Below are 23,727 nucleotides of genomic sequence, written 5' to 3' on the forward strand. Positions count from 1 at the left end.
GATTTCAAGCGCGGCCGGAACCCCCTATTCCAATCCGCAGCGCAGCCTTGCCGGCTCGCCACAACGCCAGTCCAGCCTTCATGATAACAAATGAGCCGCTCCTCGGAGCGGCCTTTTGTCATCATTTTGTCGGAATAACGCCCGGTTGCTCCATTGTTACCACCCCCAAATTAGGGCATAATGGAAATGACATGCAAGCCGACGATTTTCGACGCGCCGCCTTCAAGGAAGCCGCGTGTTGACGCCGGCTGTTGCCAAGAAGGATGGTGCCGCACTTATGACTTATAACGATACGTTTCTGCGCGCCTGCCGCCGCGAGCCGGTCGAGACGCTGCCGGTATGGTATATGCGCCAAGCGGGACGCTACGACCCGGAATACCGGGCTATCAAGGAAACCCATTCGCTGCTCGACATTTGCCGAAAGCCGGATCTCGCCGCGGAAGTGACGATGATGCCGGTCAAGAAGCTGGGCGTCGATGCGGCGATTTTGTATTCCGATATTATGAATCCGGTCGCTTCGCTCGGCGTCGATTTCGACATCGTCAAAAACGTCGGGCCGGTCATCGCCGATCCGATCCGGACGAAAGCCGATGTGGATCGCCTGCGGCCGATCGATGTGGACAAAGATTTGCCGCACATTATGGAGACGATCCGGATCTTGGGCCGCGAGCTGACGGTGCCGCTTATTACGTTCGCCGGGGCGCCGTTCACGATCGCCAGCTACCTGATCGAAGGCAAGCCGTCGAAAAGCTATATCCGCACGAAGCAGATGATGTACTCCGAGCCGCATGTATGGCACGCCTTGATGGAGAAGCTCGGCGACATGGTCATTACGTATTTGCAGGCGCAAATTGCCAGCGGCGCCAAGGCTGTGCAGCTGTTCGATTCTTGGGTCGGGGCGCTCGCGCCGCAAGATTTTCGCGCGTTCGTGCTGCCGGTCATCACGCGCATTTTCCGCGAGCTGTCGCATTTGCCGCAGCCGAAAATTTATTTCCCCGGCGTCGCATCAGGCGAGCTGCTGCCGTATCTCGCAGAGCTGCAGGCCGATGTGATCGGCCTCGACTGGCGGGTGCCGATCGCCGAAGGACGGCGCCGCATCGGACCGCGCTTCGCCGTTCAAGGCAATCTCGATCCGTATGTGCTGACCGCGCCGATGTCCGTCATCGAAGCCCATGCCAAGGCGATTATCGACGAAGGCTGCGCGCAGCCCGGGTACGTTTTTAACCTGGGCCACGGCTTGTTTCCGGAAGCGTCGCTCGAGAAGCTGCGGGAGCTGACGGCGTTCGTGCACGAATATTCGCGCAAGGTGCTGGCCGGCGCAAGCCGCAGCCGCGGAGACGGGAAAGAAAGCGAGGTCGGTTCGCGATGAACAATGAGCAGCGCAAAATCGGCGTCCTCGTCATGTCGTACGGGACGCCCGAAAGCCTGGATCAGATTGAAGCGTACTACACGCACATTCGCCACGGACGTCCGCCGACGGAGGAGCAGCTCAGCGATCTGAAGGCACGCTATGAAGCGATTGTGGGCGGATTTTTTCCGCTGCGCCGCAATACCGACAAGCAGGTCGAGGCGCTGCAGGAAACGTTGAACCGCGATTACCCGGACGTTCGCTATGTGTGCTATCAAGGGCTGAAGCACGCGCAGCCGTTTATCGAGGACGGCGTGGAGCAAATGGTGAAGGACGGTATTCGCGAAGCGGTCGGCGTCGTGCTTGCGCCGCATTTTTCGACGATGAGCGTCGGCACATATACGAAGCGCGCGCAGGAGGCGGCGGACAAACTCGGGCTTAGCATCCGTTTTGTGCTCCAGTACCACCTCCATCCCAAACTGCTGCAGGCGCTGAGCGAGCGGGTATCGGCGCAGCTGGACGCGTTCGTGAAGGACGGCGTGGCGAAGAACGACGTCCGCGTCATTTTCAGCGCGCACAGCTTGCCGGAAAAAATCGTCGAAATCGGCGATCCGTATCCGCAGCAGCTGCTGGAAACGGCGCGGGCGGTCGCCGAGCGGACGGGCGTCACGAACTGGCAGTTCGCCTGGCAAAGCGCCGGACAGACGGCCATGCCGTGGCTCGGCCCGGATATTCAGGATGTGCTCCGCGCGATTCATCAAGAAGAAGGGGTCCGGTACGTGCTCATATGCCCGATCGGGTTCGTTTCCGACCATCTCGAGGTATTGTACGATATCGACATCGAGTGCAAAAGCTTGGCAAAGGAGCTGGGCATGCGCCTCGAACGGACGGAGTCGCTGAACACGGACCCGCTGTACATGGAGACGCTGAGCGACGTCGTGCACCGGAAGGCGCAGGAGCTTGGACGCGAATAGCGTAACTCCTCCGGCTGCCGGAGCGCTTCGGACGATCGGACCAATGTTGCAGACAAAGGAGGCAGCGGCGGCATGGATAAGGAAGAGCAGGGAACCGAACAGCGGCAGAGGCGGGTGCTCGTTGTAGGCGGCGGCATTACGGGGCTTAGCGCGGCGTATTATGTGCGTAAAGAAGCGAACCGGCGCGGACTCGACTGCCGTGTCGTGCTGGCGGAACAGACGGACAGGGTCGGCGGCAAAATTCGCACGATGCTCCGGGACGGCTTCGTCATCGAGAAAGGCCCGGATTCGTTCCTCGGCCGCAAGCTGCCAATCATCGAGCTGACCAAGGAGCTCGGGCTCGACGGGGAACTGACGGGGACGAATCCGAACGCGAAGAAGACGTACATTCTGCGTCGGGGCAAGCTGTACCGGATGCCGCAAGGGCTCGTGCTCGGCATTCCGACCGAGGTTGCTCCGTTCGTGAAAACCGGCCTTATTTCGCCGCTCGGCAAGGCGCGCGCCGCGCTCGATTTGCTGCTGCCGCGCCGGACGTCGGACGCGACGAGTCGCTCGGCGATTTTCTCGAGCGGCGGCTCGGGCGCGAAGTGCAGGAGCATATCGCCGAACCGCTTCTCGCCGGCATTTACGCGGGCGATACGCATTCGCTCAGCTTGCGCGCGACGTTCCCGCAGTTTCACGAGCTGGAAAAGAAGCACCGCAGCCTTATACTCGGCATGATGGCCGGCAAAAAAGCGCCCGCCCCGGCGCCGACCCGGCAGCTGCCGAATGCGGGCAAGGGCACCGTTTTCCTGACGTACAAGGGCGGGCTGCAGACGATCGTCTCAGCGCTGGCAGAACGTTTGCGGCACGAAGGTGTCGAGCTGCGTACCGGCGTAACGGTTAAATCGCTCAATAAACCGGGCGACGGGATGTATGAGGTGATGCTGGAGGATGGCGACGGCGGTACGGTTCAGGAACGTTTTGACGGGATCGTCTTAACGTCGCCCGCTTACGCGACGGCCAAGCTGCTGAGCGGACTTCCAGCCGCCGAATACTTGGCCAATCTGGAGTACGTTTCCGTGGCCAACGTCGTGCTTGTTTTTCGCGCGCAGGACGTTGCGAGCCCGATGGACGGCAGCGGCTTTGTCGTGCCGCGTTCGGAAGGGCGCACCATCACGGCATGCACCTGGACGTCGGCAAAATGGCTGCATACGGCGCCGGAAGGCAGTATCGTGCTGCGCTGTTACGTCGGGCGGTCGGGCGAGCAGGACTGGGTGAAGCTCAGCGATGAGGAACTGGTAGAGCGGGTGCGGGCGGATATCCGCGACATTCACGGCATTGAGGCTGTGCCGGAATTTTACGAGGTGACTCGTCTGCCGAAATCGATGCCGCAATATGCGGTCGGCCATTTGGAGTCGATTGCCGAGCTGGAGCGCCAGCTGGAAGCGTATTTGCCCGGCGTTTACGCGACGGGGGCAGCTTTTCGCGGCGTCGGCCTGCCCGACTGCATAGGCCAAGCGAGACAAACCGCGGAGCGGCTTGTCGCCCGGATCGCGGAAGGGAAGTAGCCAGCCGCGTATCTTGGTGCAGCTCCGCTTCAATATATCGCGTTTTCGGTAAAAGGAACTTGATTATGCAGGGGGTGTGGCGGGAATTGGCTAATCAACATAGACAGGAAGCAAAGTCGCGGGCCGCTTTTGCGGCGGCGAAGGAACTGATCCCCGGCGGCGTCAACAGCCCGGTGCGGGCGTTCAAATCGGTCGGGCTCACGCCGCTGTTCATGGAACGGGGCGAAGGATCGCGCGTTTACGATATCGACGGCAACGAGTTTATCGATTATGTCGGGTCGTGGGGGCCGCTCATCGTAGGTCACGCCCATCCGGAGGTGCTTGCGGCGATTCATGACATGGCGGTAAAAGGAACAAGCTTCGGCGCGCGACGCTCATCGAAACGGAGATGGCGAAGCTTGTCATCGAACGGGTGCCGTCCGTCGAAATGGTGCGCATGGTCAACTCCGGAACGGAGGCGACGATGAGCGCCTTGCGTCTGGCGCGCGGCTATACGAAGCGGAACAAAATCGTCAAGTTCGAAGGCAGCTACCACGGCCACGCCGATTCGCTGCTCATCAAGGCGGGATCGGGCGTCGCCACGCTCGGCTTGCCGGACAGCCCCGGCGTGCCGGAAAGCGTCGCCGTCAATACAATTACAGTCCCTTACAACGACCTGGAGTCGATCGGGGCCGCCTTCCGCGCTTATGGCGACGACATCGCGGCAGTCATCGTCGAGCCGGTCGCCGGCAATATGGGCGTCGTGCCGCCGCAGCCCGGTTTCCTGGAAGGGCTGCGCGCGATTACGAGCCAGTACGGCGCGCTGCTCATTTTCGACGAAGTGATGACGGGCTTCCGCGTTCACCTGAACTGCGCGCAAGGCTTGTACGGCATAACCCCGGATTTGACCTGCCTCGGCAAAGTGATCGGCGGCGGTTTGCCGGTCGGCGCTTATGGCGGGCGCAGAGACATTATGGAGCAAGTCGCTCCGAGCGGTCCGATCTATCAGGCGGGCACGTTGTCGGGCAATCCGCTGGCGATGGCCGCCGGCTACACGACGCTGAAGCTGCTCGGGCAGCCTGGCGTATACGAGGAACTGGAGCGCAAATCGGCCCGGCTCGAAACCGGATTTGCCGCCAATGCGGCGGAAGCCGGCGTGCCATGCACGATCAATCGCGTCGGGTCGATGATTTGCCCGTTCTTCACGGCGCAGCCGGTCGTCGACTACGAGTCGGCGAAAACGTCCGATGTGGCGCGCTTTAACGCTGTGTTCGGACACCTGCTCGACCACGGCGTATCGATCGCGCCGTCCCAGTTCGAGGGCATGTTCGTATCGACGGCGCACACCGACGACGATATCGAGGCGACGATCGAAGCGCACCGCGAGGCGCTCAAGAGACTGTAGACATATTGGCAAAAAAGCAGCCGGCTCCGTAAGGAGCTGGCTGCTTTTTTATGAAATCCGTTCAATACAGCTTCAGCCTGCACAGCGTATTTCTGCTTAGCGGAACTGTGTTCCGTTAAGTTTTATCCGACCCTCTACTATCAGTATGATAGCGGAACTGTGTTCGTTAAGGCTTTCAAGGATAATCGTGTCGAGCGTTAGGCCGTATGGATCTCATGCATGAACCTCTGGGCAACGTTCTTCCAAGCCTGAAAAGCGTCGTTGCGCCCCCCCCGATTTCGCTATCCTTGTGTATTCCCGATGCGAGTGCTAATCTTAAGTAAAACCATAACCAATATTTGGACACCGCAATGGTCCCGAAAGGAGAAGAGGCCGTTGAAGAAATTACTGGATAAGTTATAACGTGCCGTTCCGTCCGGTATCCAAACCGTACGCATTCGCGGACCTCCGCAGGCATTCCGAATATCGAATCCGGATCATGAATGCGATAACTTATGCGGAGGTTGAAATAACGTATGCGAAGCGAAAACGAAATGATGGAACTCGTTGTCGGGTTTGCGCAGCGCGATGAGCGAATTCGCGCCGTAGCGATGAACGGTTCCCGGACGAACCCGAATGCGCCCAAAGATATGTTTCAGGATTTCGATATCGTTTATCTTGTTACCGACATGGATTCTTTCATTCGCGACCCGAACTGGATCGATGTATTCGGCGAACGGATCATCATGCAAACTCCAGAGAACATGTCCATGTTTCCGCCGGAATTGGGCGGGCGGTTTTCCTATTTGATGCTGTTTGCCGACGGAAACCGCATTGACTTGACGCTGATTCCCCTCGAACAGAAAGACGCCTACTGCAACGAGGATAGGCTGACGGTCATCTTGCTGGACAAAGACCGCTGTTTGCCGGCGATCCCCCCTTCGACCGATGAGGACTACCGGGTCAAGCGCCCGTCCGCGGCTTACTTCTCCGATTGCTGCAACGAGTTCTGGTGGGTTTCCACGTATGTGGCCAAAGGCTTGTGGAGAAAGGAAATACTTTACGCCCAGGAACATCTTAACCATTATGTCCGGCCGATGCTGCTCAAAATGCTGGAATGGCAAGTCGGCATCCAAACGGATTTCTCGGTAAGCGCCGGAAAATGCAGCAAGTACCTGGAGAAATATGTTTCGCAGCAAACATGGCAGCAGCTTCTTTCCACCTATGCCGACGGAAGCTATGACCATACGTGGGAAGCGCTGTTCGCCACGGGAGAGCTGTTCCGCCAGACGGCCGAGTATGTCGCCAATCAGTTGAACTATCGATATCCCGATGAAGACGATCGGCGTGTAACCGCGTATTTGAAGCGCGTCCGAGCTTTATCGCCGAATGCCAACGCAATCTATGAATGAAACATTTGAAGATGCCGTACATGAATAAGGCTGCCGCAACAGCAGACGCTCTCTGCTGTTGCGGCAGCCTCTTTTAGTGGCCGATTATTTCGCCGTTGTGCCGCCGGTATTCGGTTCGGTTGCGCCGGTGCTCGTGCCCGAACTTCCGCCGCCCGAAGACGAACCGGACGATGGGGACGTGCTTGGCGCCGTTTTGCCGGAGTCCGTCGTTGAAGCGCCCGCCGTGCCGCTCCCCGTTCCCGACGTTCCAGCCGCCGATCCCGACGTGCCTGCAGTCGAGCCGGAAGTACCCGTCTTACCTGCCGTGGAGCCTGACGTTCCTGCGGACGTACCGGACTTTGCGCCGGTTGTACTGTCGGCAGATGAAGAACCGGTATCGACGGTAGCGCCGCCTCCCGCAGCCGTTCCCGCGTCAGTTTTCTTGCCGCTGCCCGCGGACGTTCCGGTTCCGCTCCCGGTCTCGCTGCCTGACGTTGTTCCCGTGCCGCCGGCAGTGCTTCCTTTACCGCCCGCACCCGATTTGCCGGCCGTCTCCGTCTGCTTGCCCGCATCGCCCGTTTTTGCGGCGGTGCCGGACGGATCCTTCGTTCCCGCCCCCGCTTCGCCTTCGGTTTTTGCGGCAGAATCCGTCTCCTTCTTCGGTGCTGCCGGCGTTTCCTTCTTGTATAGTTCGGGATGGGCTTTCAGATCCGCCTGATAGTACGGGTTGTCGTAAGCGCCGCCCGGATCGATGTGGTCCAGACGTCCCAGATCGGTTTGTTGACGAGCGTCTCCGGATGGTCGAAGACGAGGAAGGACGACGGCAAACGGCGTTCGCCGTAGCGGCTGGACGGCTTCGTAATGAGCTCTTTGTTGTACACCAGCTCGGAGGAAGCGCCGCCGTCCAGGAAGCCGGCGTTGACGCAGCCTTCGGCGAGCAGCAGATCCTGAATTTCGCGCAGCGTGGCGCCGACGCTGTGCGCCTGCCTGCCGTCGACGACGGCGAAAATGACCGTGCCGTCGGCACGCTGGCCGACCGCCGTGCGCGGCCCGCGGCCCCAGCCGCCGTCCCCGCTCGTGATGAGCGGCTTGCCGTTGGCGATTACGCGCGGGTAAAACATAACCGCTTCCGACACGCCCAGCTTTTGCAGCTCGGGATACGTATATTTGCCGATGACGAGCGTGCCTTCCTTGGTGAAGCCGACGATATGCTGCGGCACGTTGCCGTCCTGGTCGATATAAAGCAGCTTGCCGCCGGAAATAATAGGCCCGATCGGCGCAAAGCCGTTGCCGAGTCCGTCCGGATCGACAAAACCGCCGCCGTTCACGCCGGCGACAGCGCCGGTCCGTTCGACCATGGACGTAATGCGCTCGCCTTCGCCCGCCTTATCCGGCACGACGACGCGGATCGAGCGCGGGTCGTAGACGTACATCAGCTTGCCTTTCCAAAACTCGCCGGAAATATCTTTCACCGAGACGAGCTCGTCGATTTTGCGGTTCTTATTGAATTTGATGGCCGACATGTCCTGCTTTTCGGTCGCGTTCTCGTCGCTGATGCTCCACATTTGCCGGATCATTTCGTCGCGCTTTTCGGCCCCGACGAATATCCAAGCCCAATCGCGGTGCTGCGTCGTAATGACCGTCTCCGCCAAAAACTCGCGAATTTGCGTCCCCGGCGCGGTAAAAAACAAAAAGGTTGAAGCCAGAAACGCCAATGCGGCGATAATCGACAACAATCGCTTAAGCCAGCTCCAGCCGCGAACGTGATTCGTCGTAGCCGATATCCATTGAATTGCTGTATTCAAGACCATTCTCTCCCAAAGCTAAATTTGCGCTATCTATCATTCTATCATATTCGCGCTTCCCGTTTATATGAAAATTGTTAAAAAACTGAGGATTTTGGCGTGCAAAATTCACAGCTCCGATATGGTAAAATGAAAAGTAATTTCCGAGGCCGCCCGAGAAAAGCGGAGCGGAGGATAGGAATGTGCGACTTGGAGCCGCAAGTTTTGCGCAGCAAAACCCGCATCGTAAGCATCAGTCTTTGAACTCGTGTCATATTTGAGGAAACACGAGTATGGGCGAAGCCGGAGACCCACATTCTGGAGTCCGCAGCGAAGCGCTGCTTTGTCGGGCAGCCTGAAAATTTCCGAAGCTTATACAAGCCATAAGGAGCGTCCAACAACGTGAAGCGTTACTATTTTTTCGATCTGCCGATCGACCTGATCGCCGTTCTGCTCATTTTCGCCGTTTCTCTTGCCGTTATCGTTATGGTCGCCGGACGCCGGAGCAAGCGATGACCGCGGCCTATAAGCGATACGGCGAGTGGATGGAGCTGCGGCTGCCCCGCCATATCTCTACAGACGAGCCGCCCGGTGAAAATGTTGCCGCCCAGCTTGGCATCCCGCCCAAGCTGTGGGCGCGGCTGCAGCGCGAAGGAGGCGTGGAAACGGACGGCCGGCGCCTCCGCCTGCGGTTATTTCCCAGGCAATCGCCCGGCTTCGAACCGGAATGGCACAACATCGATATATTGTTCGAAGACGATTTCTGTCTTGTGGCCGCCAAACCGGCGGGGATGCCTGTGCATCCGGCCGAGCGCGGCCGCGGAGGGACGCTGGCGAATGCCGTCGCTTGGCATTACGAAGCGAGCGGACAGGAGACGGCCGTTCGTCATATTCACCGCCTGGACGCGGACACGACCGGGCCTGTACTGTATGCCAAAAACGAGCTGGCGCTCGCGGTGCTGGACGAAGCGATGCGCCGCAAACACATTGGACGCACTTACGTCGCCTTCGTGCATGGAAGTATCGAGCAGGAACGGATACGGATCGACGCACCGATCGGCCGCGACCGCCACCATGCCGGCAAACGGCGCGTTTCGCCCGGCGGCGACCCGGCAGTAACTCTCGTCGAGACGTTGGAGCGTTTCGGCGACGCATCGCTTGTCCGCCTGACGCTGGAAACCGGCCGCACCCATCAAATTCGCGTCCATATGAGCCATACCGGCCATCCGCTGCTCGGCGACGCGCTCTACGGCGGATCGACAAGCCGTATCGGACGCCAGGCGCTGCACGGCGAAGCGCTCGCCTGGCCGCATCCGTTCGGCGGCGAAACGGTGCGCGTCGAGGCGCCGTGGCCGGACGATTTGCTGCGTCTGGCCGGTCGGCTGAGGCGCACCGCAAAATAATAGTCATGGCCCCCTTGTTCCATCCATATATTTGTACAGACAAGGATGCCCGTTCCCGGTTATACGGGGCAGGGATGGAAGGAGGACTAGGCGAAAGTGACCGAGAAGCAGTCAGGGTTAAGATTCGATATTTACGAACGGGTGCATTTGCAGGAAGAGGACCGCAGCATCCGGGAGTTGGACGAGATCGAGCTCGTGCCTTTCATCGAAGTTGTGTCCCAAAGCGATCAAGCGGTTTTGAAAGGCCATCTCCGTTTAAACGGCACGTATACAGCCGAAGAGGAAGGCGGAACCAGGCAGCTGGAGCATCGCATTCCGGTCGAAATTACGCTGCCGCTCAGCCGTGTCGGCAACTCCTCGGACTTGTCCGTGGAGATTGAGAACTTCGATGTCGACGTACTGTCGCCGCGCAGCTTGAATGTCACCGGCGTGCTTTCGCTGCACGGGGTAGAATTGGCGCCGCAAGGACAAAGCGGCGAATGGCGTGCGGAGGAGGAGACGGTGTTCGTCCATCGCGCGGAAGAGGGCGATGCGCCAAGCTTTTCCGAACCCGCCGTGCAGTGGACTGCCGAACCGGCTATTGAACTCACTTTCCGGCAACCCGCCGAGCAAGTCGCAGAGCAATCGGCAGAGCAGCCCATAGAGCAGCCCGCAGAGCAGGCGACGGGGCAATTTGCACCATCGCCCGAACAGGAAGCGTCTGCCGCGCCGAGGGCGGGAGAGCCCCCGGCGGTTCAGTCATACCCGTATGCACAACCGGCGCAGCATTTGCAGCCCGCTTCTCAGGGGGCCGGGGCGTCCGGAGCCAATATTGTCGCTGCGGAGGAATCGGCAAAACCGCTCGATGTGAACGTCGATGTGGCGGCGGAAGAAACCGATGTGATCGGCTTGGAGCAGGTCGATGAAGCGGAGCTGCAGCCTGAAATCGAGCTGCATGCGGAGAAGAAGGACGTCAAAGTAGCGTTCGGCAGCAAAAAAGTGGCGGAGCTCGCCCAAGAAGCGACCTACGGCATCAAGTCGCTGCTGCAGAAAAGCTCCTCGGTTTTTATCGACAAACGCAAGAAGACGCCTGCGGAAGCCGCAGCGGAGCGGCCGGCAGAACAGCCGGCGGCAGCGGAAACCGTCGAATGGAAGAAGCTGTTTCTCGGTTCGGAAGCCGAAGGCGGGCAGTTCCGCAAGCTGAAGCTGGCGATCGTGCAAAAAGAGGAGACGCTGGAGACGATTGCCCAGCGCTACAAGCTCAGCCCCCGCGAGCTGCAGCTGCTGAACCGTCTCCAAGACGGGGAAATCAGCGAAGGGCAAGTCATCTATATCCCGAGATAGCTCATACTGCGCAAAATGCTGCAAAACCGGGTTCGACCGCCGAGTGGTCGGACCCGGTTTTCATTTGCGGGGCATTGCATCCGTGCCTTAAGCTATACGTCACTTTCGGTTTTTCGCGATATACGCTTCGATTTCCGCCGTCTGGCTTTTTTTCGCCGGTTTGTAGGCATGGGCGGCGCCGTAAGGAGGCGGATCGTCCCGCAGCGGCTCGCGGTCGGCATTGTAAACGGCGTCGTCCAGATCGTGGAGGATGCGGTATGCATATATGACGGCTTGTGCATCGTGCTTGTCCCGGGCGATGCGGAGCAGCGCCGCAATGTTCCGAAAGTCGGCCTTAACGCCGTCGTTGACGTTTACCGCCGCCATCCGATCGAAAAGCTCGGGGAGGGTGGCGTTTTGCTTCGCGAATGCGTCCCAGCCTGCGGTCATCGTCTCTTTCACCGCACCGCTTGAGCCTGTCTTGGCGAAGCTGAGCATGCTGTGGAACCGCTCGTGCAAATTCGCCACCGGTTCGACCGATTGCTCGTGCTTCGTCATTCCGAGCTCCAGCGCCCGCATAAGCGTCGCGGGAGGCAGCTGATACAGCCGGACGACTTTGCCATCTGAGTCGACGTACGCTTCATTGATATCGCCGCTTGCGTCGAAGTGGACCCGTTTATCGTCCAGCGCCTCGGGTCTGATGAGGGCAGGAACATCTTTGGCAGCAGCTGCTTGCTGTTCGGTTCTGGCAGTTCCCGATAAGCTTCCGCGCGGTCCCTGCTTATAGTACACATAACCGCCGGCTCCGACGGAAGCGAGCAAACAAACGGCGATTGCCGCCCCGATCAAGTTGTTGCGCACCGATTCGTTCATGCCATCCTCCCCTCTCTTTAGCGTATAACTTATATTACCAGAGGTCCCTGAAATTATCATGAACCTATTTAAGAAATTTTTAATAAACGGTTCATCGGCGTTTTATTTTTAGCGCCTATCATTAGCAATGCAAGCAATCCGGATTGTCCGAGAAAGCAGGGCTGCGCTACGGACCTAAGAATGTGGGTCTCCGGCTTTCTTGAAATCGTGTTCCTATGAATTGAATTCAAAACATGCGGGAACACGAGTTCAAAAGCGCACGTTACGCTCCAAGGCCTACATTCCCATCCTTCGCTCCGCCTTTCTCTGGCAGTCCGGGACATCATACTTATATTCAGGAGGATGAGCATGAAAAAAAAGTGGTTAGTTCTAGGAAGCGCCATCGGCATCAGCAGCGTAGTCATGGTGGCGACGGGCATTAGCGCGATGGCCGGCACGTCGGGCTACGACGCCTATAAATCCGCACTGAAAAACACGAAAACGGTGAGCAGCGTCGCCATACAAGCGGAAGCGCAGCTGCAGGACAACGGCAAAGTGCTTGTCGACGCAAGCGGCAGCGCGAAAGTAAACGTGAGCGCGAAAACCGCCAGCGGCAGTGCGGACGTCACGGCTGACGGTACGAAGCAGTCGTTAAGTTTCTACAAGCAAGCAGGCGGCGCGGTGCTGAAATCCAGCGCAAGCGACGTGTTCTATGTAAAAACGCAAAACGCCAAGGAAAAGCGCAGTAAACCGAAAGACGACGCTTCCGAGCAGCAAATGTCGCAGCAAGCGGAAACCGTTATCGACGCGTTGGTCGGCAACTTGAAAGATTACGTTGCCGTGAACGACCAAACGGACGGCTCGAAGGAAATCTCCGTACAGCTGGATAACTCGCAGCTTCCCGCCGTCGTGAACGCGATCGCGCCAATCGCCATCAAACAGGCGACGAAGGAGCATAAGAACGAGAATCGGAATAGCGGAGAGCAAGCAGGCGAATTCCCGTTCCAGGAAAACGTTATTAAATCCGCTGTTCCTCAGCTTACACAGGATATTAAAATCGAAAAGGTCGCTGTCAAAGCGAACATTAACGCTTCGAACTACATCGATCATCAGGAAGCGGATCTGACCGTATCCGGCAAAGACGATAGCGGTGCGGCCCACCAAGTGACGCTGCATCTTCAAGCGGATTTGTCGGGCTATAACAGCACGACGCCGGATACGATCGACCTGACGGGCAAGAACGTGCAGCAAATCAAGCGCGATATCGGCAAACATCACGGCGAAAACGGCTGACAGAACAACTGGCACCGGCGTTAACTGGCCAACGTGCGGCAGGCCGGCTCACATCCTAAGTCTGCCTGCCGCTTTAATCATTCAAAGGGGGGATTGGCTCATTGAAGCCGATACTGGAAACCGTGCAGCTGACCAAAATGTACCGCAATGACAGAGGAATCCGCGATTTTCATGTGCAGCTGTACCCGGGCGACGTATACGGGCTGCTCGGACCTAACGGCGCGGGCAAGACGACGTTTTTGAAGCTGATTACGGGGCTTATTCGTCCGGACAAAGGGACGGTCGCCTTGTTCGGCGCAAGTATCGCCGAGCAATTCGAGCAAGGGATGCGGCATGTCGGCTGCATGATCGAATCGGCCGATTTTCACGATTTTCTCACTGCCCGCCAATATTTGCAGCTGGTTGCCCGCTATTATCCGGGAATCGGGAACAGCCGCATCGAAGAAGCGCTTGACGTTGTAGGGTTGGCCAAAGCGAAGAGCGACAAAATCAAACATTACTCAACCGGGATGAAGCAAAAGCTGGCGCTTGCCGCAGCCATTATGCCGGAGCCGAAGCTGGCCATTTTGGACGAACCGACGAACGGATTGGACATCGAAGGCACGGTCATGTTCCGCAAGCTGATCAAGCGGCTGTCCGAACAGAAAGGCATGTCGTTCATCATTTCGAGCCATATGATTCACGAACTGGAGCAGCTGTGCAACCGAGTAGGAATCGTTGTCCGCGGACGGCTCATAAAAGAAGGCTGCGTTTCGGAGCTGCTGCAAAGCAATCAGTCGCTGGAGCAATATTATATCGATCAGCTTCGGCTTGCGGGGGAGGTAAGCGAAAGTGCATAGCTGGAAAGCGGGCTATATGGGCGAGCTGCTGCTGCTGTGGTACCGCAGGAAAATTGCCGTGTTCGGCATTTTCTCCGTCGTCGTTCCGATCTTGCTGGCCGCTTCTTTTCACGCATTGCAGCCGATTTTAGGCTTTATGGCGGTCAGCCAATCGTTCCCGCTGACGATGCTCGGCATCTACACGTCGGTTTGGATCCCGTTGTTTATTTTCATGGCTGCCGCCGATCTGTTTCCGCAAGAGGTCGCTTCCCGCACATTAAAGCTTGCGCTGCTTCGGCCGAACAGCCGATTTCAGGTGTACGGCGCCAAAACGGCAGCGCTTGCCACTGGCATAGCTGCGCTGCTCGTTTTATTAGGCATCGTATCGCTGGCATGCAATCTGTTCGCGGGAACGCTGGCTGGCTTCGCGGAAACGGCGGCTATCGTCAAAGCCTATATCGCTTCGTTCGTTTCGATGCTGGCGCTTGCGGCGGTATTTGTGTTCACGGCCCAGTTTTTCAAAAGCTCGAGCGGATTTATGGCGTTTTCCATCGTGCTGTACGCCGCGGCCAAAATCGCTCCGTTTCTCAGCAGCGCGGTCGCCGCATTTTCTCCGGCGTCGTATACGGATTGGTATAAATTATGGCTCAGCCAGACGGTGTCCGCCGGCAAACTAACGACTGCCTTCCTGTTTCTGGCATCTTGCAGCTTGTTGTTTTTCTCGCTAGGTTACTATAAATTTGTTAGAAAAGAAGTATGACCGGGGAATGCGCCGATGTCTATTCGATTAAAGCTGCTGCTGTCTTACGCTGCGATGCTGATCATTCCGCTTGTCACCATGATCGTTACCGCTGCGCTGCTCATTATCGTATTTCGCGGGGATTTCCAGACGATTCGCGAGCAGTATGCCGCACAGGACGGGTTTGCCGATAATCACAATGTGGAGCGGATGGTAAAGGAGCTGCGGCGCACCGCAGCGAGCAATCCCGAAGCGCTGACGGACCCGGCTTATTTGGCTGACGTCGATCAGGAGCTGCAAGCGAATAAATCGAGCCTGATCATCCGCAGGGACGACGCCATCGTCTATAAGTCGCCGGCTCTGCAGCAGCCCGAGCTAATGCAGCGGTTGCCGGCTTTCGAGCACCCCGGGCGAATGGAAAAGGGTGAGACGGCCCGATACGGAAACCAGCTCCTCAGCGTCGCTTCTTTCGACTTTTTGTATGCGGATAAGCATCCGGGCACGATATTCGTAGTTACGTCGGTGAATCCGATCGTCAACTTCGCGCGCAAATTTTTCCCGTCTTTGTTTGCCGCCCTGATCGTGATCCTTGTTCTGACGCATACGCTGCTCACGTATTTCGTGTCCCGCAGCATCGTAAAGCCGCTGCAGAAGCTGAAAAGGGCGATGAACCGCGTCAAGGCAGGCGATCTGGAATTTGAAATGCAGATTACAAGCAAAGATGAAATCGGACAGCTCAGCCTGGCGTTCGAGCAGATGAGAGGGCAGCTGAAGCAATCGATTCAAACGCAGCTGCAGTATGAAGAAAACCGCAAAGAGCTTATATCCAACATCTCGCACGATTTGCGGACGCCGCTGACGGCGATACGGGGATATGTGGAAGGTTTGGAGGACGGCGTCGCCGATACTCCGGACAAAAGGCAAAAATATATCGGAATCATTTCCTCCAAAGCGGAAGAAATGAACCGTCTCATCGACGAGTTGTTTTTATATTCCAAACTGGATCTGAACCGGCTGCCGTTCAATTTTGAAGTCGTGGATTTGCAGGCGTTTTTGGCGGATTGGTCGGAAGATCTCGAGTTCGAACTTGGCAAACAAGGCGTCCGATATGAAGCGGATATTGCGCTCGGGCAGCGCGCGCAAGCGTCGCTCGACCGGGACAAAATGAAGCGCGTATTCGCGAACATCGTGGACAACAGCCTGAAATATATGAATAAGCCGGAGAAAAAAATGTCGCTTAGGGCGTTCGGGACGCCGCATCGAGCGGTCATCGAAATTGCGGATAACGGGCAAGGCATCGACGCCGAAGCGCTGCCTCACATTTTTGAACGGTTTTATCGCGTGGACCCGTCCCGAAACAGCCACACCGGGGGCAGCGGACTGGGACTGGCGATATCGAGGCAAATCGTGGAGGGGCACGGCGGAACGATTGAAGCGCATAGCGTAAAAGGCGAAGGTGTGCGCATGACCATCACCTTGCCGCTCAGACTGCATAAAGACGGTGATGATCGGTGAAACGGATTTTGATTGTCGAGGACGAGAAGCTGATTGCGGAACTGGAACGGGACTATTTGGAGATGAGCGGCTTTCAGGCCGATATTGCCGGAGACGGGGAGCAAGGCTTGCAGCTGGCTTTGGGCGGAGAATACGATTTGGTCGTTTTGGACGTGATGCTGCCTGCCGTGAACGGGTTTGACGTGTGCAAACAAATTCGCGAGAAGCGGGACATCCCGATTTTGATGGTCACGGCAAAGAAAGAAGATATCGACGTCATCCGCGGTCTCGGGCTCGGTGCGGACGACTACATTACGAAGCCGTTCAAGCCGGGGGAACTGGTTGCCAGGGTGAAAGCCCACTTGGCCCGATACGAGCGCCTGATCGGCAATAAGCAGCGGAAAGAGGAGATTCGGATTCGCGGGCTGGGGATCGATGCCGGCGCGCGCAGAGTTTTTTTGCACGACCGGGAAATTGCGCTGACGCCGAAGGAGTTCGAGCTGCTGCACTTTTTGGCGGTGAATCCGAACCATGTATTCAGCAAGGACGAGCTGTTCGAGAAAATATGGGGCATGGATGCGCTCGGAGACGCCCAAACCGTAACCGTCCATATCCGCAAGCTGCGGGAGAAAATCGAGCTCGGCCCGTCCAATTCCGAATACATCGAAACGGTGTGGGGCGCGGGCTACCGCTTCAGGCTGTAACCCCGCTTCGCTTTATATGATTCCGAACAGCAGCCCCAAATATAGTAGAAACATCGCGAACAACACGAACACGTCGAACGGATTCGGAAAAAACAGCGTCCGCGCGAACTGCAAACAAATGAGCGGGAACAAAATCGCGCGGATCGTCGGCCGCATGCGCCACCACCATTCCTGCATATGGATCACCGCCTTCGAAGGTTGTCTGCTACTATATGTATGAATCGGTGCGTGATGGATATGCTGAACAATAGGCTCGGCGCTGGGCCGACAAATATTGACGCGCCGGGCGAATCTGGATATCATAAGATATATTCCATAACTTCGACTTGGAACGGGAGTAGTAGGCGTTCGTTTTTCCAGCAGAGAGCGAAACCGCTGGCCGGCCGTGCCGAGAGGCGCGGAAGGCTTGCCGCTGCAAGGTTTCGCGGGAAGAAGCCGCCGAAGTCGCCCGGGAGTCGCCGCCGTCGAATGGCCGGGCCTATGCCCGCGCGCTTGTAGACGGGGCCGGCAGGCCGCCGTTATCGGTCCCGAGTGCCGCATCGCCGGCCGGAGCGCAAAGCTTGGCGAGGACGATGCGGAATGAAGGTGGTACCACGGAAGCGAGTTCTTTCGTCCTTTGCGGGCGGGAGGACTTTTTTATTTTACGGGCAAAGCGAGGATAAAACGATGACGGAACAGACGAAGACGCCGCAAATCGGCATGCCGACGCAATACGATCCGAAAAGCGCAGAGAAAAAATGGTACGACTGGTGGCTGGAGCACGGCGTGTTCCGGGCCGGCGTACACAAGGACGCAGATACGTATACGATCGTCATTCCGCCGCCGAACGTTACCGGGATGCTCCATATCGGGCATGCGCTCGATTTCACCCTGCAGGACATCATGATTCGCAAGAAGCGGATGGAAGGCTACGACGCGCTGTGGCTGCCGGGCATGGACCATGCCGGGATCGCGACGCAGGCGCGGGTCGAGGCGAAGCTGCGCGAGGAAGGCGTCTCGCGCTACGACCTCGGCCGCGAGAAGTTTTTGGCGAAGGTGTGGGAATGGAAGGAGCAGTACGCTTCGACGATTCGCGAGCAGTGGGCGAAAATGGGCTTTTCCCTCGATTATTCGCGCGAGCGGTTTACGATGGACGAAGGGCTGTCGAAGGCAGTCCGCGAAGTATTCGTTTCTCTCTATGAAAAAGGGCTCATCTATCGCGGCAAATACATCATCAACTGGGATCCGCAAGCCCGCACCGCGCTGTCTGACATCGAAGTCGAGTACAAGGAAGTGCAGGGGGCGCTGTATCATTTGCAATATCCGCTCAAAGACGGCAGCGGTTCGATCACCGTCGCGACGACGCGTCCGGAGACGATGCTCGGCGATACGGCGGTTGCCGTTCACCCGCAAGACGAGCGTTACAAGCATTTGATCGGCAAGACGCTCGTCCTCCCGGTCGTCGGGCGGGAGATCCCGATTATCGGCGACGAATACGTGGAGAAAGAATTCGGCTCCGGCGCGGTGAAAATTACGCCGGCCCACGATCCGAACGACTTCGAGGTGGGGCGCCGCCACGACTTGCCGCAAATTCTCGTCATGGACGAATCCGGCACGATGAACGAGAACGCCGGCCCGTATCAAGGTCTCGACCGTTTCGAATGCCGCAAAAAGCTGGTCGCCGACCTGAAAGAGCAAGGCGTGCTGCTGAAGATCGAGGAGCACACGCATCAAGTCGGCCACAGCGAGCGGACCGGCGCCGTCGTCGAGCCGTATTTGTCGACGCAGTGGTTCGTGAAGATGAAGCCGCTCGCCGAGCGCGCCATCGAAGCGCAGAAGTCCGGGAAAGGCACGAACTTCGTGCCGGACCGGTTTGAAAAAATTTATTTGAACTGGATCGAGAACGTGCGCGACTGGTGCATTTCCCGCCAGCTGTGGTGGGGGCACCGCATTCCGGCATGGTACTGCGAAGACTGCGGCGAGCCGACCGTATCCCGCGAAGACGCTGCGAAGTGCGCGCATTGCGGTAGCGATAAGCTGGTGCAGGATAACGACGTGCTCGACACGTGGTTCAGCTCCGCGCTGTGGCCGTTCTCGACGCTCGGCTGGCCGGACGCGGGCTCGGAAGATTTGAAGCGGTACTACCCGACGAATTTGCTTGTGACCGGCTACGACATCATTTACTTCTGGGTGGCGCGGATGATTTTCACGGCGCTCGAGTTCACGGGCGAGATTCCGTTCAAAGACGTGCTCATCCACGGTCTCGTGCGCGATGCCGAAGGGCGCAAAATGTCCAAGTCGCTCGGCAACGGCGTCGACCCGCTGGAAGTCATCGACAAATACGGCGCCGATGCGATGCGCTTCATGATTTCGACCGGCTCTACGCCCGGCCAGGACTTGCGCTTCCGCTGGGAGCGGGTCGAGCAGGCGCGCAATTTTGCCAACAAAATTTGGAACGCATCGCGCTTCGTGCTCATGAATCTCGAAGGGTTCGACTTGGCGCAAGACGGGCTTGAGCGTCTCGGCTCGTTCGAGCGGCTGTCCACGGCGGACCGGTGGATTTTGCACCGGCTGAACGAGACGATTCGGGACGTTACGCGCCTGATCGACAGCTACGAATTCGGCGAGACCGGCCGCCTGCTGTACAACTTCATCTGGGACGATCTGTGCGACTGGTACATCGAGTTCGCCAAGCTGAGCCTGTACGGCGGCAGCGCCGCAGAGAAGAAGCAGACGCAGGCGGTGCTCGCCTACGTGCTCGACAAGACGATGAAGCTTATCCATCCGTTCATGCCGTTCCTGTCCGAGGAAATTTGGCAGCATTTGCCGCATGAAGGCGAAACGATCGTGCTTGCGGCTTGGCCGAAAGCCGATGCCAAATGGGAGGCGCCGCAGGCGGTGCGCGAAATGGAGCTGCTGATGGAGCTCATCCGCGCCGTGCGCAACATCCGCGCCGAAGTGAACGTGCCGATGAGCAAAAAGGTGGAGCTGCTCGTCAAGCCTTCGACGGACGACGCGCTGCGCATTTTGGCCCGCAACGAGGAGTATGTGCAGCGCTTTGCCGGCACGTCGAAGCTGGTCATCGACTCTGCCCTGGCCGCGCCGGACAAAGCGATGACGGCCGTCGTCACGGGCGCCGAGCTGTTCCTCCCGCTCGCCGGCCTGATCGACATTTCGCAAGAGGTGGCGAGGCTCGAGAAGGAGCTGCAGACGCTGAACGGCGAAGTCGAGCGCATCGAGAAGAAGCTGGCGAACGAAGGCTTTGTGGCTAAAGCGCCGCAAAAAGTGATCGACGAAGAAAAAGCGAAGCTCGCGGATTACGCCGACAAGCGCGATAAAGTGATCGCCCGCATCGGCGAGCTGAGAGGATGATGAAGGTGGAGCACCACGTAACCGAGAGGCAGGCTTTCTCTACTTGCCGCGAAGCGGTCGATTGGATTACCGGCCTCGTCTCGTTCGGGATGAGGCCAGGGTTGAAACGGATGGAGCTGCTCATGGAGAAGCTGGACCATCCGGAGCGAAGACTGAAATTCATCCATGTCGCCGGCACGAACGGCAAAGGCTCGACATGCGCGTACCTCACCTCTGTCCTGCGCCGCTGCGGCTACGATGTAGGAACGTTTACGTCTCCCTACCTGATCAGCTATGCCGACCGCATCCAGTACAACGAGGCGCCGATCCCGGAGGAGACGCTGCTGCGGCTGGCGAACGAGCTGAAGCCTATCGTCGACGAAATTGCCACGACGGAGCTAGGCTCGCCGACGATGTTCGAGGTAAGCACGACGCTGGCGCTCGTCTATTTCGCCCGCGTCGCTTTCCCCGATTACGTCGTATGGGAGACGGGGCTCGGCGGCCGGCTCGATTCGACGAACGTCGTCACGTCGGTCGTCTCGATCATTACGAACATCGGGCACGACCATATGGAGGTGCTCGGGGATACGCTGCCGAAAGTGGCGGCGGAGAAGGCAGGCATTATTAAAGCCGGAGTGCCGGTCATCACGACGATCGAACAGCCGGAATGCCTGGAAGTCGTGGAACGGGTGGCGGCGGGGAAGAAAGCGTCCCTGTACGTGCTGGGCCGGCAGTTCCGTTTTACGGCGGGACCGTCGCAGCTTGACGACCAGTCGCTTGATTTTGAAGGGCCGTTCCGCGTCATTCCGGACGTCCGCATCGCGCTTAACGGCGCGCACCAGCTCAAAAACGCCGCCGCCGCGCTCATGACGCTTGAAGTGCTGCGCCAATATTACGCGCTCATCGTGGAAGACGACGATCTGTACGCCGGTTTCCGCGCTGCGCGCTGGCCGGGGCGGCTGGAGCTCGTATCGCAGGAGCCGCGCATTTTGCTGGACGGAGCGCACAATCCCGAAGGGGCCGAGACGCTGGCGGCGGCGCTGCGCAGCACGTACCGGTACGACAAGCTCCATTTTATGATGGGAATGCTCGCATCGAAGAATCATACAGGCTACCTCAGGCATATACTACCACTGGTGGATACTTTAATTTTGACCGAACCGGATTTCCATAAAAAAGGAGACGCTTCACGGCTCGCCGAGTTGGCCGTCGAGCTGCTGGACGGCATGGACCGGCAGCCGAAAGTGATCGTCGAGCCAGACTGGAAGCGTGCGCTTTCCTTGCTGCAGCAAACGACGGGGCAGGGCGATTTGGCGGTCGTATCGGGCACGCTGTATCTCATCTCCGACGTACGCTCCTGGCTTTTACATCAAACCGCATCGGAAAAAGGATGGTGACCTGCGCGTGAATCCTTCGGAGCACGTTCATTTTATAGGGATCGGCGGGTACGGCATGAGCGCCATTGCCAAGGTCATGCTGGAGATGGGCTACCGAGTGTCCGGCTCCGACCTGGCCCAAAACGAACTGACGGATAAATTGAAGGCGAAGGGGGCGCGCGTGTTTATCGGCAATGAAGCCGGCAACGTGCAGGGAGCCGACCTTGTCGTCTATTCGACTGCGGTGTCCAAAGACGACGTGGAGATTCGGGAGGCGGAGCAGCGGGGCATTCCGATTCTTCACCGTTCGCAAATGCTCGCGCATCTGATGAACGAGCGCAAAGGCATTGCCGTCGCCGGCGCGCACGGCAAGACGACGACGTCGTCGATGATCGCGCTCGTCATGGAAACGTGCGGGCTCGACCCGACGTACATTATCGGCGGCGAAATTATGAATGTCGGCAGCAACGCCAAGGCGGGCAAAGGCGACTACGTCGTGGCCGAAGCCGACGAAAGCGACGGCACGTTCCTGCAGTACCGGCCTGTTCTCGCCCTCGTCAACAATATCGAGGCCGATCATCTGGAAAACTATAACGGCGATTTCGAAAACTTGAAGCGGGCGTATGCCCAGTTCCTGAGCCAAGTGCGCGACGGCGGCAAGGCGATCGTCTGCAAGGACGATCCGTATTTGCGCGAAATGATTCCGGCCGTCCGCACCGATGTTATTACGTACGGCATCGAGTCGCGGGACGCGGATTACCGCGCGACCGATATCCGGCTCGGCGACCGCCGGGTAGCGTTCCGCGTCGTGCGGCGCGGGCCGGGCGGGGAGGAGATGCTCGGCGACATCGAGCTGTCGGTGCCGGGCAAGCATAACGTGTACAACGCGCTGGCGACGCTCATTACGTGCCTCGAGGCGGGGCTGACGTTCCGGCAAGTGGCGGAGGCGATCACCGACTTCCGCGGCGCGAAGCGGCGGTTCCAGGTGCTGGGCGAAGCGGGCGGCATTCTCGTCATCGACGACTATGCGCATCATCCGACGGAAATCCAGGCGACGATCGCCGCCGCCAAGGCGACAGGCAAGCGGATCATCGCCGTGTTCCAGCCGCAGCGCTACACGCGCACGTACTATTTGCTCGACCAGTTCAGCCGGGCGTTTCCCGAGGCGGACGAGGTGATCATCACCGACATTTACTCGCCGGCCGGGGAGCGGCAAATCGAAGGCGTCAATTCGGCGAAGCTCGTCGAGCTGATCCGCCAAAACAGCAACGACAAAGTACGCTACATCCCGAGCCGCGACGAGGTGCAGCGCTTTTTGTCCGGCTACGTCAAAAGCGGCGATCTCGTGCTGACGATGGGCGCCGGCGACATTTGGAAGGCGGCCGACGGCCTGGCCAAGGAGCTTCGCAGCAAAACGTCGTAATACGTGTGCAAGGAAGCTGTCCCGCAGCGTTTTTTCGCTGCTGCGGGCGCTTTTTTTTGTTAAAAGCCACCTATTCAGACGCCCCTTCCATGGAAGCTGGCCATGGATACAGCCCACGCGACATGCTTTCTACCACCTTTTTCAGGCGCCCTCCCCCGAAATCAGCCCAAGGATATACCCAATGAAACAAGACGAACCACCCGCGAACACGCCCGATTGCCGCAGCGTACCGAGTCAGTCGGTTCTGGTTGTGATTTTCGGTGCGGTAATCGCGGATGTCGCGGGGGTGGTTTAGGTTGGTCAGAAGTTAGGCATTGCAGGTTGGTTGCGGAGGAGACATGGCGGTGCCGTGCCGGATGGCAGGGTTGTTTTGAGTTGTTCCAATAGGCAGTATAACCGTATAAAGAACAGATTCGCTATGCAGCGACTTGCGGGGCGTTGTTAGTCGCCGATTTGACGGAATGAACGTGCAAGGACCGGTTGTTCCCTATATAGCGACGAAAATTCGTACGGAGCGAACTTCGAGGCGCTACATGCCGGTTAGTCCATTTTGGCTGAAAATAGCGTCCATAAAGTCGCTGGA

Annotated in this window: 17 protein-coding genes and 2 pseudogenes; 16 read left to right on the forward strand and 3 right to left on the reverse strand. The window is 58.3% G+C overall.

Going from position 1 to position 23,727, the window contains the following annotated elements; genetic code table 11:
* Nucleotides 1-277: 277 nt before the first annotated feature.
* The 6 genes and pseudogenes from hemE (at nt 278) to SD70_RS38065 (ending at nt 7,344) form a co-directional block, all read left to right on the forward strand.
* Nucleotides 278-1,369, forward strand: coding sequence for a uroporphyrinogen decarboxylase (gene hemE, locus SD70_RS14530; protein ID WP_041048252.1), 1,092 nt, complete (start codon nt 278-280; stop codon nt 1,367-1,369).
* The gene (gene hemH, locus SD70_RS14535) at nt 1,366-2,322 is read left to right on the forward strand and encodes a ferrochelatase (RefSeq protein ID WP_041048253.1); all 957 of its coding nucleotides are present in this window, start codon (nt 1,366-1,368) and stop codon (nt 2,320-2,322) included. Before hemE ends, hemH begins: the two co-directional genes overlap by 4 nt.
* 72 nt (nt 2,323-2,394) lie before the next feature.
* Nucleotides 2,395-3,872, forward strand: a pseudogene (gene hemG, locus SD70_RS14540) (protoporphyrinogen oxidase).
* A gap of 65 nt (nt 3,873-3,937) precedes the next feature.
* Nucleotides 3,938-5,256, forward strand: a pseudogene (gene hemL / locus SD70_RS14545) (glutamate-1-semialdehyde 2,1-aminomutase).
* A 515-nt stretch (nt 5,257-5,771) separates the two neighbouring features.
* Nucleotides 5,772-6,647 (forward strand): aminoglycoside 6-adenylyltransferase, encoded by an 876-nt coding sequence (locus tag SD70_RS14550; RefSeq protein WP_041048254.1) that lies wholly within the window; start codon nt 5,772-5,774, stop codon nt 6,645-6,647.
* A gap of 76 nt (nt 6,648-6,723) precedes the next feature.
* A complete protein-coding gene (locus SD70_RS38065; RefSeq protein WP_231571218.1) occupies nt 6,724-7,344 on the forward strand; it encodes a hypothetical protein in 621 nt (206 codons plus the stop codon).
* Here SD70_RS38065 and SD70_RS38070 read toward each other — a convergent pair.
* On the reverse strand, nt 7,331-8,431 hold the full coding sequence (locus tag SD70_RS38070) for a phosphodiester glycosidase family protein (RefSeq protein WP_231571219.1): 1,101 nt from the start codon (nt 8,429-8,431) through the stop codon (nt 7,331-7,333). The genes SD70_RS38065 and SD70_RS38070 overlap by 14 nt on opposite strands.
* 491 nt (nt 8,432-8,922) lie before the next feature.
* Here SD70_RS38070 and SD70_RS14560 point away from each other — a divergent pair, with 491 nt between their 5' ends.
* The gene (locus SD70_RS14560) at nt 8,923-9,813 is read left to right on the forward strand and encodes an RluA family pseudouridine synthase (protein WP_041048255.1); all 891 of its coding nucleotides are present in this window, start codon (nt 8,923-8,925) and stop codon (nt 9,811-9,813) included.
* Between the two features lie 96 nt (nt 9,814-9,909).
* On the forward strand, nt 9,910-11,136 hold the full coding sequence (locus SD70_RS14565; protein ID WP_041048256.1) for a LysM peptidoglycan-binding domain-containing protein: 1,227 nt from the start codon (nt 9,910-9,912) through the stop codon (nt 11,134-11,136).
* 99 nt (nt 11,137-11,235) lie between these two features.
* Here the strand turns inward: SD70_RS14565 and SD70_RS14570 are convergent, their stop codons facing one another.
* Nucleotides 11,236-11,988, reverse strand: coding sequence for a hypothetical protein (locus SD70_RS14570; RefSeq protein ID WP_041048257.1), 753 nt, complete (start codon nt 11,986-11,988; stop codon nt 11,236-11,238).
* Nucleotides 11,989-12,336: 348 nt separating this feature from the next.
* On the opposite strand from SD70_RS14570, the gene SD70_RS14575 reads away from it, so the two are divergent.
* From SD70_RS14575 to SD70_RS14595, 5 genes are all read left to right on the forward strand, one after another.
* Nucleotides 12,337-13,260: a hypothetical protein gene (locus SD70_RS14575; protein ID WP_041048258.1), complete on the forward strand. Its 924-nt coding sequence runs from the start codon at nt 12,337-12,339 to the stop codon at nt 13,258-13,260.
* Between the two features lie 101 nt (nt 13,261-13,361).
* Nucleotides 13,362-14,099 carry an ABC transporter ATP-binding protein gene (locus tag SD70_RS14580; RefSeq protein ID WP_041048259.1) on the forward strand — a complete coding sequence of 246 codons (738 nt, stop codon included), beginning with the start codon at nt 13,362-13,364 and terminating at the stop codon, nt 14,097-14,099.
* A complete protein-coding gene (locus tag SD70_RS14585) occupies nt 14,092-14,838 on the forward strand; it encodes an ABC transporter permease subunit (protein WP_041048260.1) in 747 nt (248 codons plus the stop codon). Before SD70_RS14580 ends, SD70_RS14585 begins: the two co-directional genes overlap by 8 nt.
* Before the next feature lie 15 nt (nt 14,839-14,853).
* Nucleotides 14,854-16,332 carry a sensor histidine kinase gene (locus SD70_RS14590; RefSeq protein WP_041048261.1) on the forward strand — a complete coding sequence of 493 codons (1,479 nt, stop codon included), beginning with the start codon at nt 14,854-14,856 and terminating at the stop codon, nt 16,330-16,332.
* Nucleotides 16,329-17,015, forward strand: coding sequence for a response regulator transcription factor (locus SD70_RS14595; protein ID WP_041048262.1), 687 nt, complete (start codon nt 16,329-16,331; stop codon nt 17,013-17,015). Before SD70_RS14590 ends, SD70_RS14595 begins: the two co-directional genes overlap by 4 nt.
* A gap of 12 nt (nt 17,016-17,027) precedes the next feature.
* Here SD70_RS14595 and SD70_RS36955 read toward each other — a convergent pair whose 3' ends face one another.
* On the reverse strand, nt 17,028-17,192 hold the full coding sequence (locus tag SD70_RS36955; RefSeq protein WP_197081045.1) for a hypothetical protein: 165 nt from the start codon (nt 17,190-17,192) through the stop codon (nt 17,028-17,030).
* A 489-nt stretch (nt 17,193-17,681) separates the two neighbouring features.
* On the opposite strand from SD70_RS36955, the gene SD70_RS14600 reads away from it, so the two are divergent.
* Genes SD70_RS14600 through murC form a run of 3 tightly spaced genes read left to right on the forward strand, consistent with a single transcriptional unit; the run spans nt 17,682 to nt 23,144 of the window.
* Nucleotides 17,682-20,366 carry a valine--tRNA ligase gene (locus SD70_RS14600; protein ID WP_041048291.1) on the forward strand — a complete coding sequence of 895 codons (2,685 nt, stop codon included), beginning with the start codon at nt 17,682-17,684 and terminating at the stop codon, nt 20,364-20,366.
* Nucleotides 20,366-21,742: a bifunctional folylpolyglutamate synthase/dihydrofolate synthase gene (locus SD70_RS14605; protein WP_041048293.1), complete on the forward strand. Its 1,377-nt coding sequence runs from the start codon at nt 20,366-20,368 to the stop codon at nt 21,740-21,742. Before SD70_RS14600 ends, SD70_RS14605 begins: the two co-directional genes overlap by 1 nt.
* 7 nt (nt 21,743-21,749) lie before the next feature.
* Nucleotides 21,750-23,144 (forward strand): UDP-N-acetylmuramate--L-alanine ligase, encoded by a 1,395-nt coding sequence (gene murC, locus SD70_RS14610; RefSeq protein ID WP_041048263.1) that lies wholly within the window; start codon nt 21,750-21,752, stop codon nt 23,142-23,144.
* Nucleotides 23,145-23,727 lie beyond the last annotated feature (583 nt).

The organism is Gordoniibacillus kamchatkensis, assembly GCF_000829455.1.
Classification (GTDB): domain Bacteria; phylum Bacillota; class Bacilli; order Paenibacillales; family NBRC-103111; genus Gordoniibacillus; species Gordoniibacillus kamchatkensis.

Excerpts from the sequence above, each read along its gene's own strand:
- SD70_RS14570 (WP_041048257.1), bottom strand. The coding sequence starts at position 11,988 with ATGAACGAATCGGTGCGCAACAACTTGATCGGGGCGGCAATCGCCGTT.
- SD70_RS36955 (WP_197081045.1), bottom strand. The coding sequence starts at position 17,192 with ATGCAGGAATGGTGGTGGCGCATGCGGCCGACGATCCGCGCGATTTTG.
- SD70_RS14575 (WP_041048258.1), top strand. The coding sequence starts at position 12,337 with ATGAAAAAAAAGTGGTTAGTTCTAGGAAGCGCCATCGGCATCAGCAGC.
- hemH (WP_041048253.1), top strand. The coding sequence starts at position 1,366 with ATGAACAATGAGCAGCGCAAAATCGGCGTCCTCGTCATGTCGTACGGG.
- SD70_RS14590 (WP_041048261.1), top strand. The coding sequence starts at position 14,854 with ATGTCTATTCGATTAAAGCTGCTGCTGTCTTACGCTGCGATGCTGATC.
- hemE (WP_041048252.1), top strand. The coding sequence starts at position 278 with ATGACTTATAACGATACGTTTCTGCGCGCCTGCCGCCGCGAGCCGGTC.
- SD70_RS14550 (WP_041048254.1), top strand. The coding sequence starts at position 5,772 with ATGCGAAGCGAAAACGAAATGATGGAACTCGTTGTCGGGTTTGCGCAG.
- SD70_RS14600 (WP_041048291.1), top strand. The coding sequence starts at position 17,682 with ATGACGGAACAGACGAAGACGCCGCAAATCGGCATGCCGACGCAATAC.
- SD70_RS14605 (WP_041048293.1), top strand. The coding sequence starts at position 20,366 with ATGAAGGTGGAGCACCACGTAACCGAGAGGCAGGCTTTCTCTACTTGC.
- SD70_RS14560 (WP_041048255.1), top strand. The coding sequence starts at position 8,923 with ATGACCGCGGCCTATAAGCGATACGGCGAGTGGATGGAGCTGCGGCTG.